Annotated in this window: 21 protein-coding genes; 7 read left to right on the plus strand and 14 right to left on the minus strand. The window is 70.3% G+C overall.

The genetic code is table 11. The features are described 5' to 3' along the window. Positions 1 to 6: 6 nt before the first annotated feature. A complete protein-coding gene (locus VFZ09_RS24445; protein WP_329730055.1) occupies positions 7 to 1,482 on the plus strand; it encodes a serine/threonine-protein kinase in 1,476 nt (491 codons plus the stop codon). Positions 1,483 to 1,528: 46 nt separating this feature from the next. Here VFZ09_RS24445 and VFZ09_RS24450 read toward each other — a convergent pair whose 3' ends face one another. The 13 genes from VFZ09_RS24450 to atpG all read right to left on the minus strand — a co-directional run bounded on the left by VFZ09_RS24450 (position 1,529) and on the right by atpG (position 12,259). Further along, positions 1,529 to 2,569 carry a cytochrome d ubiquinol oxidase subunit II gene (locus VFZ09_RS24450; RefSeq protein ID WP_329730056.1) on the minus strand — a complete coding sequence of 347 codons (1,041 nt, stop codon included), beginning with the start codon at positions 2,567 to 2,569 and terminating at the stop codon, positions 1,529 to 1,531. Next, complete coding sequence (locus VFZ09_RS24455; RefSeq protein ID WP_329730057.1) at positions 2,559 to 3,890, minus strand: cytochrome ubiquinol oxidase subunit I; 1,332 nt, start codon at positions 3,888 to 3,890, stop codon at positions 2,559 to 2,561. The genes VFZ09_RS24450 and VFZ09_RS24455 overlap by 11 nt, the downstream gene beginning before the upstream one ends. A gap of 127 nt (positions 3,891 to 4,017) precedes the next feature. Beyond that, positions 4,018 to 4,548, minus strand: a complete 531-nt coding sequence (locus VFZ09_RS24460; protein ID WP_329730058.1) for a hypothetical protein — start codon at positions 4,546 to 4,548, stop codon at positions 4,018 to 4,020. Beyond that, a complete protein-coding gene (locus tag VFZ09_RS24465) occupies positions 4,545 to 4,949 on the minus strand; it encodes a phage holin family protein (RefSeq protein WP_329730059.1) in 405 nt (134 codons plus the stop codon). Before VFZ09_RS24465 ends, VFZ09_RS24460 begins: the two co-directional genes overlap by 4 nt. A 178-nt stretch (positions 4,950 to 5,127) precedes the next feature. Then, positions 5,128 to 6,171, minus strand: a complete 1,044-nt coding sequence (locus tag VFZ09_RS24470; protein ID WP_329730060.1) for an ADP-ribosylglycohydrolase family protein — start codon at positions 6,169 to 6,171, stop codon at positions 5,128 to 5,130. 159 nt (positions 6,172 to 6,330) lie between these two features. Next, on the minus strand, positions 6,331 to 6,588 hold the full coding sequence (locus VFZ09_RS24475; RefSeq protein ID WP_329730061.1) for a hypothetical protein: 258 nt from the start codon (positions 6,586 to 6,588) through the stop codon (positions 6,331 to 6,333). Between the two features lie 2 nt (positions 6,589 to 6,590). Then, on the minus strand, positions 6,591 to 7,049 hold the full coding sequence (locus tag VFZ09_RS24480; RefSeq protein ID WP_329730062.1) for an Rrf2 family transcriptional regulator: 459 nt from the start codon (positions 7,047 to 7,049) through the stop codon (positions 6,591 to 6,593). Then, on the minus strand, positions 7,027 to 8,043 hold the full coding sequence (locus VFZ09_RS24485) for a 2Fe-2S iron-sulfur cluster-binding protein (protein WP_329730063.1): 1,017 nt from the start codon (positions 8,041 to 8,043) through the stop codon (positions 7,027 to 7,029). Before VFZ09_RS24485 ends, VFZ09_RS24480 begins: the two co-directional genes overlap by 23 nt. A 20-nt stretch (positions 8,044 to 8,063) precedes the next feature. After that, entirely contained in the window at positions 8,064 to 8,453 is a 390-nt protein-coding gene (locus VFZ09_RS24490; protein ID WP_329730064.1) for a group 1 truncated hemoglobin, read from the minus strand. Between the two features lie 327 nt (positions 8,454 to 8,780). Beyond that, positions 8,781 to 9,185 carry a F0F1 ATP synthase subunit epsilon gene (locus tag VFZ09_RS24495; RefSeq protein ID WP_329730065.1) on the minus strand — a complete coding sequence of 135 codons (405 nt, stop codon included), beginning with the start codon at positions 9,183 to 9,185 and terminating at the stop codon, positions 8,781 to 8,783. A 31-nt stretch (positions 9,186 to 9,216) separates the two neighbouring features. Next, the gene (locus VFZ09_RS24500) at positions 9,217 to 9,759 is read right to left on the minus strand and encodes a hypothetical protein (protein WP_329730066.1); all 543 of its coding nucleotides are present in this window, start codon (positions 9,757 to 9,759) and stop codon (positions 9,217 to 9,219) included. Positions 9,760 to 9,790: 31 nt separating this feature from the next. Continuing rightward, positions 9,791 to 11,236, minus strand: a complete 1,446-nt coding sequence (gene atpD, locus VFZ09_RS24505) for a F0F1 ATP synthase subunit beta (RefSeq protein WP_329730067.1) — start codon at positions 11,234 to 11,236, stop codon at positions 9,791 to 9,793. Positions 11,237 to 11,350: 114 nt separating this feature from the next. Then, complete coding sequence (gene atpG, locus VFZ09_RS24510; RefSeq protein WP_329730068.1) at positions 11,351 to 12,259, minus strand: ATP synthase F1 subunit gamma; 909 nt, start codon at positions 12,257 to 12,259, stop codon at positions 11,351 to 11,353. 203 nt (positions 12,260 to 12,462) lie between these two features. On the opposite strand from atpG, the gene VFZ09_RS24515 reads away from it, so the two are divergent. From VFZ09_RS24515 to VFZ09_RS24530, 4 genes are all read left to right on the plus strand, one after another. Continuing rightward, a complete protein-coding gene (locus VFZ09_RS24515; RefSeq protein WP_329730069.1) occupies positions 12,463 to 12,885 on the plus strand; it encodes a response regulator in 423 nt (140 codons plus the stop codon). A gap of 106 nt (positions 12,886 to 12,991) precedes the next feature. Beyond that, positions 12,992 to 13,621: a SanA/YdcF family protein gene (locus tag VFZ09_RS24520; protein WP_329730070.1), complete on the plus strand. Its 630-nt coding sequence runs from the start codon at positions 12,992 to 12,994 to the stop codon at positions 13,619 to 13,621. Between the two features lie 99 nt (positions 13,622 to 13,720). Continuing rightward, the gene (locus VFZ09_RS24525; protein ID WP_043412227.1) at positions 13,721 to 13,993 is read left to right on the plus strand and encodes a hypothetical protein; all 273 of its coding nucleotides are present in this window, start codon (positions 13,721 to 13,723) and stop codon (positions 13,991 to 13,993) included. Positions 13,994 to 14,008: 15 nt separating this feature from the next. Continuing rightward, positions 14,009 to 15,145, plus strand: a complete 1,137-nt coding sequence (locus VFZ09_RS24530; RefSeq protein WP_329730071.1) for an AI-2E family transporter — start codon at positions 14,009 to 14,011, stop codon at positions 15,143 to 15,145. A 196-nt stretch (positions 15,146 to 15,341) separates the two neighbouring features. On the opposite strand, the gene VFZ09_RS24535 is transcribed toward VFZ09_RS24530, so the two are convergent. Continuing rightward, positions 15,342 to 16,655: an SMI1/KNR4 family protein gene (locus VFZ09_RS24535; protein ID WP_329730072.1), complete on the minus strand. Its 1,314-nt coding sequence runs from the start codon at positions 16,653 to 16,655 to the stop codon at positions 15,342 to 15,344. Positions 16,656 to 16,845: 190 nt separating this feature from the next. On the opposite strand from VFZ09_RS24535, the gene VFZ09_RS24540 reads away from it, so the two are divergent. Further along, positions 16,846 to 17,385, plus strand: a complete 540-nt coding sequence (locus VFZ09_RS24540) for a hypothetical protein (protein WP_329730073.1) — start codon at positions 16,846 to 16,848, stop codon at positions 17,383 to 17,385. Between the two features lie 120 nt (positions 17,386 to 17,505). Continuing rightward, a complete protein-coding gene (locus VFZ09_RS24545; RefSeq protein WP_329730074.1) occupies positions 17,506 to 18,213 on the plus strand; it encodes a DUF4142 domain-containing protein in 708 nt (235 codons plus the stop codon). Position 18,214 lies beyond the last annotated feature (1 nt).

Genomic DNA, 18,214 nt, shown 5'->3' on the forward strand with positions numbered 1-18,214 from the left:
CGCACCATGATCGAGTCCGGCGCACGCATCGGGGATTATGAGATCTGGGGCCGTATTGGCGGCGGCGGGATGAGCGACGTGTGGCTCGCGCGGCATGTGCTGCTGGCGTCGCCGCTGGTGATCAAGACGCTCAAGCCCCACTTCCAGGCGGACCCCGAGGAGCGCTACCGGCGCATGCTCAACGAGGCCCGGCTGATGGCGCGCGTGCCCAGCCACCGCGTGGTGCGCGCCACGGACGTGCGCATCCACCAGGGAACGCCGCTGCTGGTGCAGGAGTACGTGGACGGCATCGACATGGACGAGGTGGACGTGCGCCGGCGCCGGGCCCTGGGGTACGGGCTGCCGCTGTGGTTCGTCTGCGAGGTGCTCGCCCAGGTGGCCGAGGGGCTCGCGGCCGCGCACCTCACCGGCATCCTGCACAGGGATCTCAAGCCGTCGAACATCCTGGACTCGCCGGAGCTGGGAACGAAGCTGGGGGACTTCGGCATCGCGGTGGCCAAGAGCGTGGGCGGAGCGAGCGGAGGGGAGATCTCGGGCACCGGGCCGTACATGGCTCCCGAGGTGCTGCGCGGAGAGGCATTCGACCGGCGCGCGGACGTGTTCGGGCTGGGCGCCACGGCCTATCACCTGCGCTATGGACGGCCGCCCTTCGATGGGATCGAGCCCCGCCTGCGAGGAGAGGCGCACCCCGTCTTCCCGAGCCCCAGTGGGCCCGAGGAGGCGTACTTCCAGCACGTGCTGGCGCGCATGCTCGCGCCGCACCCCGAGGCGCGTTTTCCCGATGTCACGCATGTGCGTCACTTGTTCGAGCGGCTGGCCAACGCCACGCGTCCGCCGGGCGCCGCCACGCGCCTGGAGGACGGCACGCTGACGCTCGGATCCACGCGGATCGTCTGTGAGACCGGAGACCTGGCCCTGGCGCAGGTGGAGGGTATCGTGAGCCCGGCGGTGCCCCGGTTGAACATGACGGGTGGGGCCGCGGCGGCCCTGCGAGCCCATGGCGGAGAGAGCATCCAGGAGGAGGCGCACCACTGGGGAGAGCAGCCGCTCGGGGCGTGTATCTCCACGGGGGCGGGGCGGCTCGCGTGCCAGCGGGTGCTGCACGCGGTGAGCGCGTGGGAGGAGGTCAGTTGCATCGGCCGGGCCATGCAACGGGCGCTGCTCACCGCGGAGGAAGAGGGGCTGAGCTCGCTCGCGGTGCCGGCGCTGGGCACGGGCGCGGGACGGGTCACCGTCGAGGCGAGTGCTCGCGCGGAGGCGTCGGCGTTGAGGTGGCACCTGTTGCTGGGCGGCAGCCGGCTGCGCGAGGTGCGCTTCGTGTTGTACGAGGAGTCCCTGCGCGAGCGCTTCCGGGAGGTGCTCGAGAGCGTGCTGCTCGACGCGGACGCGCCCACGCCCGAGGTGGGCAGGCCCGCGCAGATTTTGGAAGCCGCACCCGATGACAGGACGTTCGTGCCCGCGGTGGCGCGGCGCCTGGCCTGACCCGACGCATCCCCACTATCCCCTCTCCCCTCGGGAGAGGGGAAATTCAGCGCGGGGTTCCCGCGGAACCTCTTCGGACCTGGCTGGCCTCCCTCGGTGCGGACTGGAACACCCTCAACAGGAAGAACAGGGACGGGAGGATGAGCGCGGCGCCCACCGCGAGCGCCACCAGCAGGGCCCGCTGTGTAGCCACGGACGCCGCCGAGCCCTGAAGCGTGAAGTCCGGCACCACGAGGTACGGGTACTGCGAGGCCGCCCACCCCGCCACGATGAGGCCCACCTGCGCCGCCGCCGCCACACGCGCCGGCCAGAAGCGCCGCGCGAGCAGCAGCCCGAAGGCCAGCACCGCCGCCACCGCCGTCGCCGCGTGCAGCACCAGCGCGAAGGGCGAGCCCGTCAGCCCCTCCCACACCCGCGGCGCGCCTCCCCGAGCGAGCACCAGCACCCCCAGGGCCGCCAGGAACACCGCCACGCCCGCGCCCAGTGCCCGCCGCCGGAAGTCCTCCTGGAGCCCGGACTCGCGCGTCTCCGCGGTGAGGTACACCGCCGCCAGGAAGGCGAAGAGGCACAGGGCCAGCGCCCCCACCGCCAGCGCGAAGGGCGACAGCCACGCGGAGAAGAAGCCACTCACCACCGCGAGCCCCCGCACGCGGATGTCCCCGCTCACCACCGCGCCCACGCACATGCCCAGCAGCGCCGGGGACAGCACGCTCGCCACGCTGAAGACGAGCCCCCAGCGCCGCTGCACCGCGTCCCCGCGCGCGTCGTACGTGCGGAAGGTGAAGGCCGTGCCCCGGAAGACGATGCCCAGCAGCAGCAGCGTCAGCGGCACGTGCAGCGCCACCGACAGCGCCGCGAAGGCCCTCGGAAACGCCGAGAAGAGGATGACGACGCCGATGATGAGCCAGACGTGGTTCACCTCCCACACCGGCCCGAGCGCCTTCGCGATGAGCGCCCGCTGCTCCGCCTTGCGCGGCCCCGAGGCCAGCAGGTCCCACACGCCGCCCCCGAAGTCCGCGCCCCCGAAGAGCGCGTAGAGCACGAAGGCGCCCACCAGCGCTCCGCCCAGCCACAGCTCAGTGCTCATGGGCCACCTCCCCCGCCTGCGGCTCGTGGCCCGGCAGCGTGCCCGCCACCTGTCTCACCATGAGGAAGACGACCATCGCCCCCAGGAAGAGGTAGACGAGCGTGAACGTCCAGAAGGGCGCCGCCAGGTGCTGCACCGGTGTCACCGCCTCGCCCGTGCGCATCACCCCGCGGATGATCCACGGCTGGCGTCCCCACTCGGTGACGAGCCACCCCGCCTCCATCGCCACCACCCCGAGCGGCCCGCACAGCAGCCACCCCCACAGCACCCGCCGGTCCTCGGGCCACGCCTTGCGCCGCCAGCGCAGGAAGAGCGTCACCACCGACAGCAACGCCATCACGCCCCCCGTCCCCACCATCACCTGGAAGGCCACGTGCACCTTGGGCACCGGCGGCCACTCGTCGCGCGGGAACGCATCGAGCCCCTTCACCTCCGCGTCCGGATCCATGAAGGCCATGAGGGACAGCCCCCGGGGAATCTCCAGCGCGTAGCGCAGGGTGCCCGTCTCCATGTCCGGCAGCCCGCCCACGCTCAGTCCCGCGCCCCGCTGTGTCTGGAAGAGGCCCTCCGCCGCGGCCAGCTTCAGCGGCTGCGCGCGCGCCACGTGCTCCGCGGACTGGTGCCCCACCAGCGGCTGCACCAGCGCGGAGAGACACGCCAGCGGCAGTGCTATCGAGAGTGCCTTGCGGTGGAAGGCCGCCCCCGGGTGCCGCAGCAGCACGAAGGCGTGGATGCCCGCCATGGCGAAGGCGCTCGCCTGGTAGCACGCGAGCAGCGTGTGCGCCGTCTGATGCCGCCAGCCCGGGCTGAACATCGCCGCCACCGGGTCCACGTTCACCGGCCCGCCCGCCGTGAGCGTGAAGCCCGAGGGGTCGTTCATGAAGACGTTCACCAGCGTGACGAAGAAGGCGCTCGCCGCGCCGCTCAGCGCCACCATCACCCCCGAGAAGAGGTGCAGCCCCGCCGGTATCCGCTCCCGCCCGTACAGGTAGATGCCGAGGAACACCGCCTCGGTGAAGAAGGCCGTCCCCTCCAGCGCGAAGGGCAGGCCGATGACTTCTCCGTAGGTCCCCATGAAGGCGGGCCACAACAGCCCCAGCTCGAAGGAGAGCACCGTGCCGCTCACCGCGCCCACCGCGAAGAGGATGGCCGTCCCCTTCGCCAGCTTCCGGCTGAGCACCGCGTAGTCCGCGTCTCCCGTCCTCCGGGCCTTCAGGTCACTGAGCACCATCAGCAGCGGCAGCGCGATTCCCGCCGCCGCGAAGACGATGTGGAAGGCGAGGGACAGTCCCATCTGGGCACGCGCGTAGAGCAGGTCCATGGCGTGGATGAATCTGCTTTATGCGTGCATTCCACGCAATCAACAATTCTTATCCATGTGAAGACGAGAACGCGGCGCTCCCCGGTGACGGAGAGGGCCGCGTCCGTGGGTCCATGGTACCGGCTCGCTACGCGTGGGCCGGAGTCTGCAGGAAGCGCAGCCCGAGGCGCTTCCTGCCCTCCGGTGCCGGTGTCTGTTCGGCGGGCGGCAGCAACGACTGCACCGCGCGCCGGGCCATGGCCGAGGCCAGCGTGCTCACGAAGATGAAGACGAGCTTGCGGCCGAGCTCGATGGGCACGGGCCGATCCTCCGCACGAGAGGCCACCCGGTCCGGGTGCTCCCAGGCGCGCCGCACCGCCTCCGCGCGATGCTTCCACAGCAGCTCCTCGCGGTGACGCGCCCGCCACCACGAGTAGCCCATGCCCACCACGGCCAGCCCCAGCGCCACGCCGCCCGCTTGTATGAGCACGTCGCGGTTCTTCTCCACGGCCTTGCGCACCTGGAACTTCACGTCCAGGGCCCGCTCGCGGCGCCGATCCAGCTCCTCGAGGGTGAGCAGCAGCTCGTCGCGCAGCCGGTCCGCCGTCTTCTCCACCTGCTCGCGATCGCCCATGCCCGCGGTGATGTGCCCGCCGCTCTTGTTGTCCTGCTCGCTCATTGCAGTGTCTCCCGCGTGCGGGCGAGGTCCGTCTTCAGCCGCTCCTGCGTGTGGGGCAGGGGCTTCTTCGGCAGCCGCTTGACGCCCGCGAACGCCAGGCCACCCGACACCACCAGCAGGAAGACGCCCACCAGCAGCACGCCGAGCGTCTCGCTCAGCGGCAGTGCCAGCCCCAGCGCCACCAGGAGGGCCGCCAGGGCCATCAACCCCAGCACGCCTCCGGCTCCCAGGAGGATGCCCGAGGTGCGCGCCGCCTTCATCTCCTGCCGCAGCTCCTTCTTGGCGTGCAGCACCTCGGCCCGCGCCAGCAGCCGGGCCTCCTCGATGGCATGGCGGATGAGCTCCGCCGTGGACAAGGACTCCAGTTGCCTTCGCTCCAGACGCTCCGACTCGAGTTCCACGTCTCCGCCTCCCGGGGCATCCGGCGGGCCCCCCCGTGGTGCCGGGTGTGTCCCGCTCTCCCGCGGAAGGTGGGAGCGGGAACATTCCGCGGGAAGTCTGGACGCCGGGACGCGGCAACGCCCGGCTGCCTCCCCTCGGGCGGGCGGGCAAGCAGGGGCCCGGCTCCGTGCCGGCCGCTCAGCGGCGGCGCTTGGGGTGGTGCTGCTGGGCCAGGGCCGTGGCGAGCGTCTCGCGCACCTGCCGCGCCTGGAAGAGGCGGTCCGCCGTGTCCAGCAGCGTCTCCGCGTACAGCACGTGCTTGCGCAGCCGCGCCGGAATGGCCGCCGTGCCCAGGTGCGCGCCCACCAGGGCTCCCGTGCACGCCGCGGCCACGTCCGCCTCGCCTCCGCAGCGCAGCACCAGCTCCACCGCCTGGCGGAAGTCGTGCGGCACCTTCAGCGTGGCGTACAGCGCGGTGAGCAGCACCGGCACCACGTGCGGCGGCAGCCCGTCCACGCCCTTGAGCTGGCTGGGCGGCACGCTCACCTTGCGCAGCTGCGTCAGCGCTCGCGCCGGATCCCACGTCAGCAGCCGGGGCAGGTGCCGCAGCTCCTCGGCCAGCTCCTTGTCGTGCGCCGCCGCCGACAGCGCCAGCTCCTCGCAGAACTCCGCGGGCGTGAGCGGCTCGCTCGTCGTCAGCCCCAGGGCAATGGCCTGCGCGAACGCGGCCGCCGCCGCCGCGCACGTGGGATCCTTGTGCGTGAGCACCGTCAGCACGCCCGCGTCGTGGCGGATGCGCACCCGGCTCTTGCTCTCGAAGAGGCCCACCACCACCGCGCGGCTGAGCACCGAGGGGCACTTCACCCCCAGCGGCGCGCCCGCGCTCATCCACGGCGTACCCTGCGCCAGCTTCTGCAGCGCCTCGGCCAGCTGCTTGGGCGGCTGCAGGATGATGCCCTCCTGCCACAGCCACGCCAGGTGCGCCGCCGCGCTGCGCCCATCCACCTTGTTCTCGCGAATGACGCTCTCGGCCGCCGCCAGCATCAGCTGCGTGTCATCCGAGAACTGGCCCTTGGCGAACTTCCCCCGCGGCCGAGGCGCGAAGTCCTCCGCCAGTCCAGGCAGGCGTGTGAGGCTCGCGGGCGGAACGCCCCGCAGGGGAAACCCGAGGGCATCTCCGATGGCGAGTCCCAGGAACGCCGCGTGAAACCTGTCCTGGCGTTCGGCGGGGGTCAGCGACATGGGGAGCGGCAAGATAACCGAGCCGCGTTCCGTGACTAGCCCCGACTTTCATCTCTTCGTGAGTTCCCCGCATGCCGGCGCACAGCTTGGGTGAAGGTCGCTCTCCCACCACAAGGTGCTCCGGCCAACGCGCCACTGGCACGCGGCATGCCGGGTGCCTCAGCCGTCGCGGCCGAGGTTGACAACGGCCTGCAGTCTCGCCAGGACGGCCTGCGCCCCCTGGTGCAGATGCTCGCCGTCCCAGAGCGCCGGGGTGCTGTGTCCCCCGCGCTCCTTCCACGCCGCCTCCGCCTCCTCGAAGGCGACGTTGCGCAAGCTCACCCGGTCCTCCAGCGCGTAGTCCACCACGTAGCGGCGCGCCTCCGCCGAGCCCGGCTCGGCGATCCGGTGGAAGAGCTCCAGCACGCGCCCCACCATGCTCAGCTCGCCTCGGCGTCCGCCGCGGGCTTGAGGAAGTAGGCGGACAGCTTGCGCGGACTGCGCCGCACCAGATCTTCCAGCGTGTACTCGTCCAGCGTGCCCAGGAAGGCGCGCGTCGCCTCGTTGAGCACGCCGATGAGCCCGCAGGCCGGGGTGATGGGGCAGGTGTTCGTCTTCGGATCGAAACACTCCACGATGTGGAAGTCCGGCTCCATGCGGCGCACCACCTCGCCCACGGAGATCTCCGAGGGCGGCCGTGCCAGCACCACGCCGCCCGAGCGCCCCGGCCGCACCTCCACGAAGCCGTGGCGGCCCAGCCCCTGCACCACCCTCACGAGGTGGTGCTTGGAGATTCCATAGGCACCGCTCACCTCGCCCGTGGAGATCACCCGATCCGGGTTGACCGCGAGGTACAGCAGCACGCGCAGCGAGTAGTCAGCGTGAAGCGTCAGATGCACGGCTCGTCACCCCCGCCCCGTCCTGCGACGGAGGAGTGCTCGGGAGGAACGCATCCGCATGGAGGTCCTTGAGCGACAGTCCGGCGAGGAAGAGCTTCTTCCTCAGGGATAGCACCAGCGCCGGGTCGCCGCACAGATAAGCCCTCCAACCCGCCGGCCGGGGGCATTCTTCCTTGATGGCCGCGTCCAATGCCCCCACCGTCAGCCCCACTCTTTCCTGTCCCTTGAGAACACAGGGGCGGTACTGGAGCTGATTGTAACAGGATTGCAACGCGCGGAGCTCCTCCACGAGGTAGAGGCCGGAGGTCTCGAGCGCCCCATGGAAGAGCCAGATGGGCCCGGTGTGCCCTTGATTCAGCGCGTCCTGGAGGATGCCGTACAGCGGGGCCAGGCCCGTGCCCGTGCCCGCCAGCAGCAACGGCTGTTCGGGCCGCCCCGGCACGTAGAAGCACTCGCCCGCGGGGCCCTGCAGCTCCAGCGCGTCTCCGGGCCGGGCCTCGTCGAAGAGCCACCCACTCATGCGGCCTCCGGAGACACGCCGGACGTGCAGCTCCAGGGTGTCCTCGTGCGGCTGGCTCGCGAGCGAGTAGCTGCGCGCCAACCCGTCCGCCCGGAGGAGCGACACGTACTGGCCGGCCCGGTACTCGAAGGCCTTCTCCGGGCGCAGCCGCACGCACAGCACGCTGTCACTCAAGCGTTCGAGCGCGGTGATGCGCGCGGGCACCCGCAGCTCCGCGCCCGCCCCCGCCACCTCGAGCTCCCCCTCAGGGTGGCACGCACACGCGAGGAAGTAGCCCCGGGCCTTGAGCGTGTCCTTCAGGCCCACCTGGGCCTTCGCCGGCACCTCGCCGCGCTCGGCCCGCATCAGGCAGGACTGGCACGCCCCCGCCCGGCACGAGTGCGGTACCCGCACGCCCCCCCGCAGCAGTCCGTCGAGCACCGACTCGCCTTCGTCCAGCCCGTACCACTGGCCCTCGTGCTTCACCCTCGTCATGTGCACGCCCCCCTTCCGGCTCAGCGGTTGAGCACGTCCGCCCGCGCGCTCTCGGCGATGGCCAGCACCTGATCCACCAGCGGCTTCGCCACCCCCAGCTCCAGCAGCGTCGCCGACAGGTGCTCCGCCACCGCGTTGAAGTGCGTGTCATCCAGCCCGCGCTTCACCAGGTGCGTGTGCCCCTTGCGCATGTCCTTGCCCGAGTACGCGCTCGGCCCTCCGCACACCATCGTCAGGAACGCCTTCTGCTTCGCCGCCTGGCGCTCCATGTCCACGTCCTCGAAGAAGTGGCTGATGCGCTCGTCCGACAGGACCTTCCTGTAGAAGAGATCCACCGCCGCATCCATCGCCCCCTCCCCGCCAATCTGCTCGAACAGGCTGCTCTTCTTCTCCGCGACGTTGGTGCTCATGCGCTTGCTCCCCGGGCCTCTCGAGGCCCCCTGATTCGATGCATCTCGAATGCATCTTTAAAGATGTATCTTGAATGCTCCTTTTTTGACACGGCGTCAAGTGGTTTGCTCGCACGGACGGTGAAAAGGACTGGGAGGGTGCGTGGAAACGACGAAGCCCCCGATGCCTGACGCCCGGATTCGCGGGCATCGTGCACGGGGGCTCGGTTCGAGGCGTGGGGTGGGAACCCGGGGTCCGGATACCCTCACCCCGTCCCTCTCCCGAGGGGAGAGGGGTACTTCTCGCGGGGTAATTCTCTCAGGGTACTTCTCCTGATGGGGGACGGCTCAGCGCATCGTGGCGGCGTTCATGCGCGCCGTCTCGCGGCGCACCGTGGCCTGCTCGATGTCGAAGCGCACGTCGTCCGACGACATGCCGCGCAGACGCTCCTGCGCCTCCTGCATCCGCCGCTTCGCCGCCTCCACGTCGATGCCCGTCACCGACTCGGCCACGTCCGCCAGCACCAACACCTTGTCGTTGCTCACCTCGACGAAACCGCCCGCCACGAAGTAGTACTCGCGGCGCCCTCCGTCGATCAACGTCAGCGGCCCCGGCTCCATCAGCGACAGGAACGGCGTGTGGCCCGGCCGCACGCCGAACAGGCCCTTGCCGCCCGGAACGATCGCCTCGTCCGCCTGCACCGACAGGATGCGCTTCTCGGGGGTCACAATCTCGACCGTCAGCTTGGCCATGGGCTTCCGTGCTCCCTGCAGTACCGCTTTTTCAGAAGGTCAGCTGGTGGGACTTGCCGCCCACCGTCTCGAACTCGATGCGCCCTGCGTCCGTCAGGCGCGGGCCCTTGCCCGGAACCCCGAGCACGCCCTCCAACCACTTGAGGTGCTGTCCCAACTCCCGCACCTCCGACACCTCGCGCGGGCTCACGAAGCTCAGCAGGCGCCGCTCCTGCAAGCGCCCCTCGCGGCCATACTGCTCGGCCACCACCGTGTTGGCCCACGCGGGCACCTTCTTGTACTGCTTGCCCGTCAGCTTCACCGTCCCCTTGGGCGCCAGCGGGAAGAACACCCACACCCGCTCTCCATCGTTGGAGACGAAGTACAGGTCATCCACCCCGCCCACGCACTGCTTGAGCGTCCATACCGGCCCGCTCTCCTTCGCCACCTCCAGGGTGCACTTCCCCGGAGCCTGCTGCACCAGGCGCACGGTGAAGGTGCCGTTGGCACTCACCCGCGCACGGCTGGAGCGCTCCTGCCCGAGGGCCGGGAGCGCCACCAGCAACAGCATCAGCAAGAGGGTGGAACGCAGCACGTGGGCTCCCTCCCAGGCGGAGACGGCCGGCTCAGGCCGCCGCCATCTTGCGGGCCTTCTCCAGCGCCTCGTCGATGCCGCCCACCATGTAGAAGGCGGACTCGGGGATGTCGTCGTGCTTGCCGTCGGCGATCTCCTTGAAGCCCTGGATGGTGTCCTGGAGCTTCACGTACTTGCCCGGCGAGCCGGTGAAGATCTGCGCCACGAAGAACGGCTGCGACAGGAAGCGCTGGATCTTCCGGGCGCGCGCCACCACCAGCTTGTCATCCTCGGACAGCTCGTCCATGCCGAGGATGGCGATGATGTCCTGCAGCTCCTTGTAGCGCTGGAGGATGCCCTGGACCTTGCGGGCCACCGCGTAGTGCTCGGCGCCCACCACGTCCGGCGAGAGGATGCGGCTGGTGGAGTCGAGCGGATCCACGGCCGGGTAGATGCCCAGCTCGGAGATGGCGCGGTTGAGCACCGTGGTCGCGTCCAGGTGGGCGAACGTGGTGGCCGGCGCCGGGTCCGTCAGGTCGTCGGCGGGCACGTAGATGGCCTGCACCGAGGTGACCGAGCCCTTCGTCGTGGAGGTGATGCGCTCCTGCAGGCCGCCCATCTCCGTGGCCAGCGTGGGCTGGTAACCCACGGCGCTCGGGATGCGGCCCAGGAGGGCGGACACCTCGGAACCGGCCTGGGTGAACCGGAAGATGTTGTCGATGAAGAGGAGCACGTCGCGACCCTCGATGTCGCGGAAGTACTCGGCGATGGTGAGGGCCGTGAGGGCCACGCGGGCGCGGGCGCCGGGCGGCTCGTTCATCTGCCCGTACACCAGCACCACCTGGCTCTCCTCCAGGTTGTCGATCTTGATGACCTTGGAGTCCTGCATCTCGTGGTACAGGTCGTTGCCCTCGCGGGTGCGCTCACCCACGCCGGCGAACACCGAGAAACCACCACGCTCCACGGCCACGTTGCGGATGAGCTCCTGCAGGAGCACCGTCTTGCCCACGCCGGCGCCGCCGAACAGGCCAATCTTGCCGCCACGGGTGTAGGGGGCGAGCAGGTCGATGACCTTGATGCCGGTCTCGAACATCTGCACGCGCACGTCCTGCTCCGTGAACGGAGGAGGCTGGCGGTGGATGGGCCAGGACTCCTTGGCATTCACGGGGCCCTTCTCGTCCACCGGGTCGCCGGTGACGTTGAGGATGCGGCCCAGGGTGGCCTTGCCCACGGGGGCCTGGATGGGGGCGCCCGTGTTCTTCACCGGCACGCCGCGGGCCAGACCCTCGGTGGAGTCCATGGAGATGCAGCGCACGGTGTTCTCACCCAGGTGCTGCGCCACCTCGAGGGTGAGGTTGTCCGCCGCGTTGCTGATGTTGGCGTTGGTCACCTTGAGGGCGGTGTACACCTCCGGGAGACCCCCGGGCGGGAACTCCACGTCCACCACAGGTCCGAGAACCTGCGTCACCTTGCCTACCGTCGGAACTTGAGCGCTCATGGAATGTCTTCCGTCCCTCGTCGAAATTGTGGCCCGGGGGATGGGCGGGCCCCCTCTACAGGTGGCCTCCCCCAGGGGTCAAGCTTCGCGGCCCCAAGGCCAGAAGCGGAACTTCTACTTCAGAGACTCCGCGCCGGACACGATCTCCATCAGCTCCTTCGTGATGACCGCCTGGCGGGTGCGGTTGTACGTGAGCGACAGGCTGGCGATCATGTCCGAGGCGTTGCTGGTGGCGTTCTCCATGGCGCTCATGCGGGCGCCATGCTCGCTGGCGACGCTCTCCAGCAGGGAGCGGTACAGCTTGATGGCCACCGCCTGGGGCACCAACCGGTCGAGCACGTCCTGGCGGCCCGGCTCGTACTTGAAGTCCACCAGGGCGGGGGTGGGCGCGGCCACCGGGGCGCTCTGGCCGGCCTGGGCCGCCGTGGGGGCGCCCACCGAGAGCGTCTGCAGCGGCAGCAGCTGCGCCACGGACACCTTCTGGCTGATGGCGGAGAGGAACTCGTTGTAGACGACGTAGACGGCGTCCACCTCGCCCTTGAGGAAGCGCGCGCTCATCTCCTCGGCCACCTGCGAGGCGTGGGTGTAGTCCAGCCGCTGGAAGAGGTAGCCGAAGTCCTTGCGCATCTTCTGGCCGCGCTGCCGGAAGAAGTCGTTGCCCTTGCGGCCCACGGTGGAGATTTCGATCTCCACGCCGCTGTTCTCGTACAGGAAGCGGCTGGCGCGCCGGATGACGTTGGAGTTGAAGCCGCCCGCGAGGCCGCGGTCCGAGGTGAGCAGCAGCAGCTCCACCTTGCGCACCGGACGGGACGTCAGCAGCGGGTGGGCCAGCTCCTCACCGCCGGAGCGGGTGGCCAGGTCGGAGATGATCTGATCCAGCATCTGCGCGAAGGGACGCGCGGCGATGATGGCGTCCTGCGCCTTGCGCAGCTTCGCGGCGGAGACCATCTTCATGGCCTTGGTGATCTGCCGCGTGTTCTTCACCGAGCGGATGCGCTTGCGGATATCGCGAAGGGACGCCATGGGGCCACCAACTCCTCTGGAAACAGGCCTGAACGCGGCCCCCTATATAGGCGGTATGGCGGCCGGTCAACCGTGGCCTTGCAACTCGGGGCGCCCTCCCGGGATCAGGGCCGGGCGTCCAGGCGATTCCACCGGGGGTGCCACCCTGGACCTCCGGGCTTAGCCTTCGGGGGCAGGTTCACTCATCGGCGGAGCGCGGAACCATGGTTTCCCTGCGTGGCCCGGTATTGATCGTTGAGGACGACCCGGACATCCGGGAGTCGCTCCAACACTTCCTGGAGGCCCATGGCTACCCGGTGGTGGTGGCCAGCCATGGCAAGGAGGCGCTCGAGCACCTGGGACGCGCCCCCCGGCCCGCCCTGGTGGTGCTGGACATGAACCTGCCCGTCATGGACGGCAACCGGCTCCTCACGGCGCGCAAGGGGGATGAGCACCTGCGCGCCATCCCCGTGGTCATCCTCTCGGCGGCCCTGGCGGGGATGAGCACGAGGGACAGGGCCCTGTACGCCTCCACCTATGGGGTGGCCGCCCTGCTGGGCAAACCGGCGGACCCCCGGCAGGTCCTGGAGGCCGTGGAGCGGCACGGTTTGAGCGCCGAGGACACGAGCGCGGGTGTCCCCGTGTGAGCACCAGGCGAGAGAGCCTCTTCCTTCTGGGAATGAAGGGACGAGAATGAGGCTCCCGGCGGTTTGGCCGGGGACCATGGGGAGAGGCGGCAAAAGGGCGCGAGCCTTGCGCAGGTGGGTGCTGGGGCTGCTGGCCATGGGGCTGGCGGCGGTCCTGGGCGTGTGGGTCGTTTCCTTCTATGTGGAGAAGCGCTACGCGGACCGGATCATCCCGCGGGCCGAGGCCCCCCAGGCCCCGGTGGCGCTGGTGTACGGGGCGGGACTGGCCCCCGGAGGCGTGCCCTCGGCCGTGCTGGCCCAGCGGCTGGACGCCGCCATCGCCCTGTACCGCGCGGGCACGGTGGACTCGCTGCTGCTCAGCGGGGACAACTCGGACCCCTTCCACGACGAGACGCGTGCCATGGTGCGTTACGTCCTGGAACGGGGCGTCCCCGCCGAGGCCGTACAGGAGGACGACGCCGGGCTGTCCACCTACGACAGCTCCGTCCGGGCCCACACCGTCTTCGGGGTGCGCGAGGCGGTGCTCGTCACCCAACGTTTCCACCTGACGCGGGCGCTCTACATCGCCAACTCGGTGGGCATCGACGCCTGGGGAGTGGCCGCCGACGAGGGCCGGCCCCGCACCCGCCGCTACGCCGTGCGCGAGACGTTCTCCCGGGTGCTCGCCCTGGGCATGGTCCTGGCCAACGCGGAGCCCCGCTACCCCTCCGGCCGGACACTGGCCTCGCCGCGCTGAGCCACCTGACAGGCGGGCGTCCCCGCGCTGTTGCGTGGAATCCCTCGGGTTCGCACCGTTGGCTCGGGCAGCCAACCCGGCGTGCTCGGAGGAGACACCATGCGATTCAAGAAACTCGGTTCCGAGGACGTGGGTGAGTCCGAGTCCCTGCGCAACCGGGACCCCGTCACCGGACAGGAGCACATCAACTTCACGGATCAGGAGCTGACGGCCACCCCGCCCCTGGAAGAGGACCCGGACTACCGGGACATCCTCCCGGATCAGATCCACGAGTTCCGGCGGGGCGACGAGGAGGAGCAGGAGGAGGAGCTCACCGCTCGTCCCCGGGAGCCGCTGCGCCCCATGCCTCCCAATGATCTGCCGGAAGGCTAGACGAGGGGCGGGCCCTTGGAGACCCCCCGCCGGCCCCGCTCCCAGGTGACGCCCCGCACGGTGTGGACGGTGGCGCTGCACGTGCTGGCGCTGGTGGCCGTGCTGTGGCTGCTGGCCCGGGCGTGGACGGTGCTGTCCTGGGTGCTGGTGGCCCTGTTCCTCGCGCTGGCGGCGCATCCCCTGGTGCGCTGGATGGAGCGGCACCACGTACGCCGCGGCCTGGCGGTGTTCTCCGTGGCCCTGCTGGGGCTGGGCCTGCTCTCGGCGCTGTTGATGACCCTGGTGCCGATGCTCATCGAGCAGGGTCTCGCGCTGGTGCGGGCCGCGCCCGACTACGTCGACCAGCTCCAGCACCTCTCGTGGGTGGAGAAGCTGGACGAGCGCTATGACGTCATCGACCGGGTGGCCACGGAGCTGCGCCAACACATCCCCATGGCGCCCGGACCGTACATCGGAGTGGTGACGGACCTGCTGCAGCGGCTGGCGGCCGTGGTGACCATCTCCGTGTTGACGATCTTCTTCCTGCTGTTCGGCCCGGACCTGTTCGACAAGACCCTGCAGTGGGTGGAGCCGTCACGCCGCGAGCACTGGCGCGGCCTCGCGCACGAGATGCACCGCACCGTGGGCGGCTACGTGGCGGGAGCGTTCCTCATCTCGTTCATCGGCGGCGTGGTGACGGCGGTGTCCACGCTGCTGCTGGGCGTGCCCTACTTCATGGCCCTCGGCCTGGCCATGGCGGTGCTGGGACTCATCCCCTTCGTGGGCTCCACCCTGGGCCTCTTCCTGGTGGCCGGGACGACGTTCGCCTCGGTGGGGACGAAGGCGGGCTTCATCGCGGTGGCCATCTTCGTCGTCTACCAGCAGGTGGAGGGAAACCTGCTGCAGCCCCTCATCCAGCGCCGGACGCTGAAGATGAACCCGCTGCTCATCGCCCTGGTGATGCTGGTGGGCACCGCCCTGGCGGGCCTCCTCGGCGCGCTGCTGGCACTGCCCATCGCCGGCGCGGTGCAGGTGCTCCTCGAGGACCGGCTGGCGCGGATGCAGGAGCAGTGGCGCAACGGGAAGGACGGGGTGACCCGCGTCATCCTCGCCCCCGAGGACCGGGAAACCCGCCCCCGGCCTCCCGTCGAGCCTCCCGTGATTCAGCACTGATTCCACTCCCCCAGACGGGGAGAGTCCTGTCAGGGGGAGGCTCCGGCCGCGATGGGGAGCAACTGGTCCGATGGTCGGACCAGTCGGCACATCGCGCGGCCGGAAGGTGCCCCGTGCGTTTCCGCAGGAGCACCCCTGAAAGAACCTGCTTCCGCTGGCCTGGCGAGAAGACAGTCCAGACGAGCGGCGACGCGGCTCAGCGCCGGCCGCGCGCTGCGGCCTTCTTGGCCGGGGCCTTCTTCGCAGCTGCCTTCTTCGCCGCGGCCTTCTTGGCTGGGGCCTTCTTCGCAGCTGCCTTCTTCGCAGCTGCCTTCTTCGCTGCGGCCTTCTTCGCAGCGGCCTTCTTGGCGGGAGCCTTCGCGGCCGCCTTCTTCGCCGGAGCCTTCGCCGCAACCTTCTTGGCTGGGGCCTTCTTCGCGGCGGCCTTCTTCGCCGGGGTCTTCGCGGCAGGAGCCTCCGCAGCCGCCTTCTGGGCCGGCGCCTTCGCGGCGGACTTCCTGGCCGGAGCCTTCTCACCAGCCGTGGACGTGGTGTCGCCACCCGCCACCGTCGCGGCCACGTTCGCCACGGCGGCAGCCGTCTTCGCAGCACCCTGCGCGACGTCGGCAGCCGTCTTCACGGCGGAGGCGGCCTTCTTCACCGCATTCCGAATACGGGAAACGGGCGCGGGCTGCTCCTCGGCAACCACCTGCCGGAGCTGCACCACCCGGCGCTCGGCCGCCGCAACCACGGGCTTCTGCAATTCCTCGTCGGACTCCTCCTCGGCCTCTTCCTCTTCGCCGGCCTCTTCCTCCTCGCCCTCCTCGGCCGCTTCCTCCTCGCCCTCGCCGGCCTCTTCCTCAGCGGCCGCTTCCTCCTCCTCGCCCTCCTCGGCCGCTTCCTCCTCAGCCGCCTCTTCCTCCTCGCCCTCCTCCTCCTCTTCCTCTTCCTCCTCGGCCTCCGCCTTCGGCCGCGAGTCCTCGTCGTACTCCACGGACAGGTCGCTCAGCGCTCCCTGCACCGCCGACAGCGCGCGGGCGAACGTCCTGTCGCCGAACTCCTCCACCTCGGCCGGAGGCACCAACACCTCGAGCATCGTCTGCAGCGTCCGGTACAGCCGCAGCTCGCGCTTCTCCGTCTCCCAGGTGCCGTAGAGCCAATCATCCTCCGCCAGCGACTCCGCCCAGCCCGGCAGGGCACTATCGGCCTGCTCCACCATCGCCGACTTGCGCGCCGCGAAGAGCTGCCGGTGCGGCCCCTTCACCCCGATGCGCCACACCCCCGCGGCCGGCAGGCTCTCCAGCTTCAGCCGCGTCTTCTCCAACACGCTGGCCGTGCCCTCGGGACCATGCAGCGGAAACAGCGTCACCTCTCCCTGGAGCTCCCCACCGTTGAACGTCCGGTACAGCGAACCGAGCTCCTCGGGGAAGGGCACCCCGCACTCGGTCTCCGCCCTCCGGATGTCCTCGGCGCCCACTCCGGCGTCCGTCCGCTTCGCCGACTTCTGAAGTCCCTCCAGCCACTCGTACATGTCCCCTCCGTCGAGGGCCCCAACTTATGGCGCCCGGGGCCTGCTGCGCAGTGTGCCTCGTCGGATATTGTGCACCGCCACGGCCCGCGCGGGCAGCCTTTCCGCACTCCGCGCCCGCATCTCCCGTATGGATTCCCCCATGAATTCAACCCACGGGACTTCCCCCCTCCATCCCTCTCCTGGAGCCTCCATGCCCCTCCCGCGCGTCCTCCTGCTGCTCCCCCTCGCCCTGTCCCTGATCGCCTGCGGCCCCAGCCACGAGGGCACCGTGACGTACCAGGTGAGCCTCGAGCCCGGCGGCGTGATCGGCGGCACCATCGCCGACAGCCTCCGCGTGGAGCCCACGGATGCTCAGTGGACGGCCTTCCTCTCCCAGGCCCGCGCCGCCCTGGGCGAGGCCCCCTCCCGTTTCGAGGTCACCAGCGCGCGCATGCTCCTGGATGTCACGAAGTCGAAGAATGTGGGCACGCTCCAGGACGTGCTCTCCGGTGAGGTGACGCTCTTCCTGCGCGCCAGCGAGACCGGCACCCAGGTGGACATCGCCACCCTCGAGAACCCCCGGGGCAGCGCCCAGCTCGACATGGACACCACCCGCGACTCGCTGGAGTCCCTGAACGCCCACCTCGCCCGGGGCGACTTCCTCCTCGGCCTGCGCGGCGGCACCTCCCGGACCCCCTCCAGCGACTTCGAGGCCGTCATCACCCTCACCCTCGACATCACCGCCCGCTGACCTGCACTCCGGGGACCCCCCTCCCGGCCGCAAGGGCCTCGCCCGGCCGCCTGCCCTCCCCTGCCTCCCCGCCCCTCCCGAGCCCAGCTTCCCCGAAAAGGTTCGAAAGGAGTGGTTCACATGAAGCGCTCGTGGGGACGGTGGGCAGTGCTCGGCTCGATGGCGATGGCCCTGGGGATGGGGGGCCCGGCGATGGCACAGGCCAGCAAGACCGGGCACATGCCCCACAAGACGGGGGACATCAAGGCGGACGAGGCCCACCGCGTGGGCATGATGATGCTCGCCGATGGCGCGCCGGCCTTCCTCGCGCAGCTCCGGGCCATCAACGAGTCGGAGATCGCCCTCGGCGAGCTCACCGTGCAGAAGGCCGCCAGTCCCGCCGTGAAGCAGTACGGCGAGCACATGGTCAGCGACCACCGGACGGCCGACCAGCAGCTCCTGGACTTCGCCAAGCAGCGCAACCTCCAGCTCCCCGTCCGGCTCCAGCCCACCAACGACGTGCAGACCCGCCTCAGGAGCGCCAACGAGGCCACCAAGGCCAGGCTCACGGTGCTGGACGCTCCCCTCTATGACCAGGCCTACCTGGCCTCGCAGGTGGCCAACCATGACGAGGCCATCCAGCTCGTGACGCTCGGCCGACAGCAGTACCCCGAGCTCGCGCCCCTCCTGGACGGACTGCTCCCCAAGCTGCGTGAGCACCGGGACCAGGCCTACCGGCTGCTCGGCCAGTCCCAGCCCCAGGCCCAGGCCGCCCAGCCGCAGCCGGCCCAGCAGCCGGCACAGCCCGCGCAGCGTCAGGCCCGCCCGCCCTCTGGCGAGCGCCGCTGAA

It is taken from the genome of Archangium sp., assembly GCF_036277355.1.
GTDB lineage: Bacteria > Myxococcota > Myxococcia > Myxococcales > Myxococcaceae > Archangium.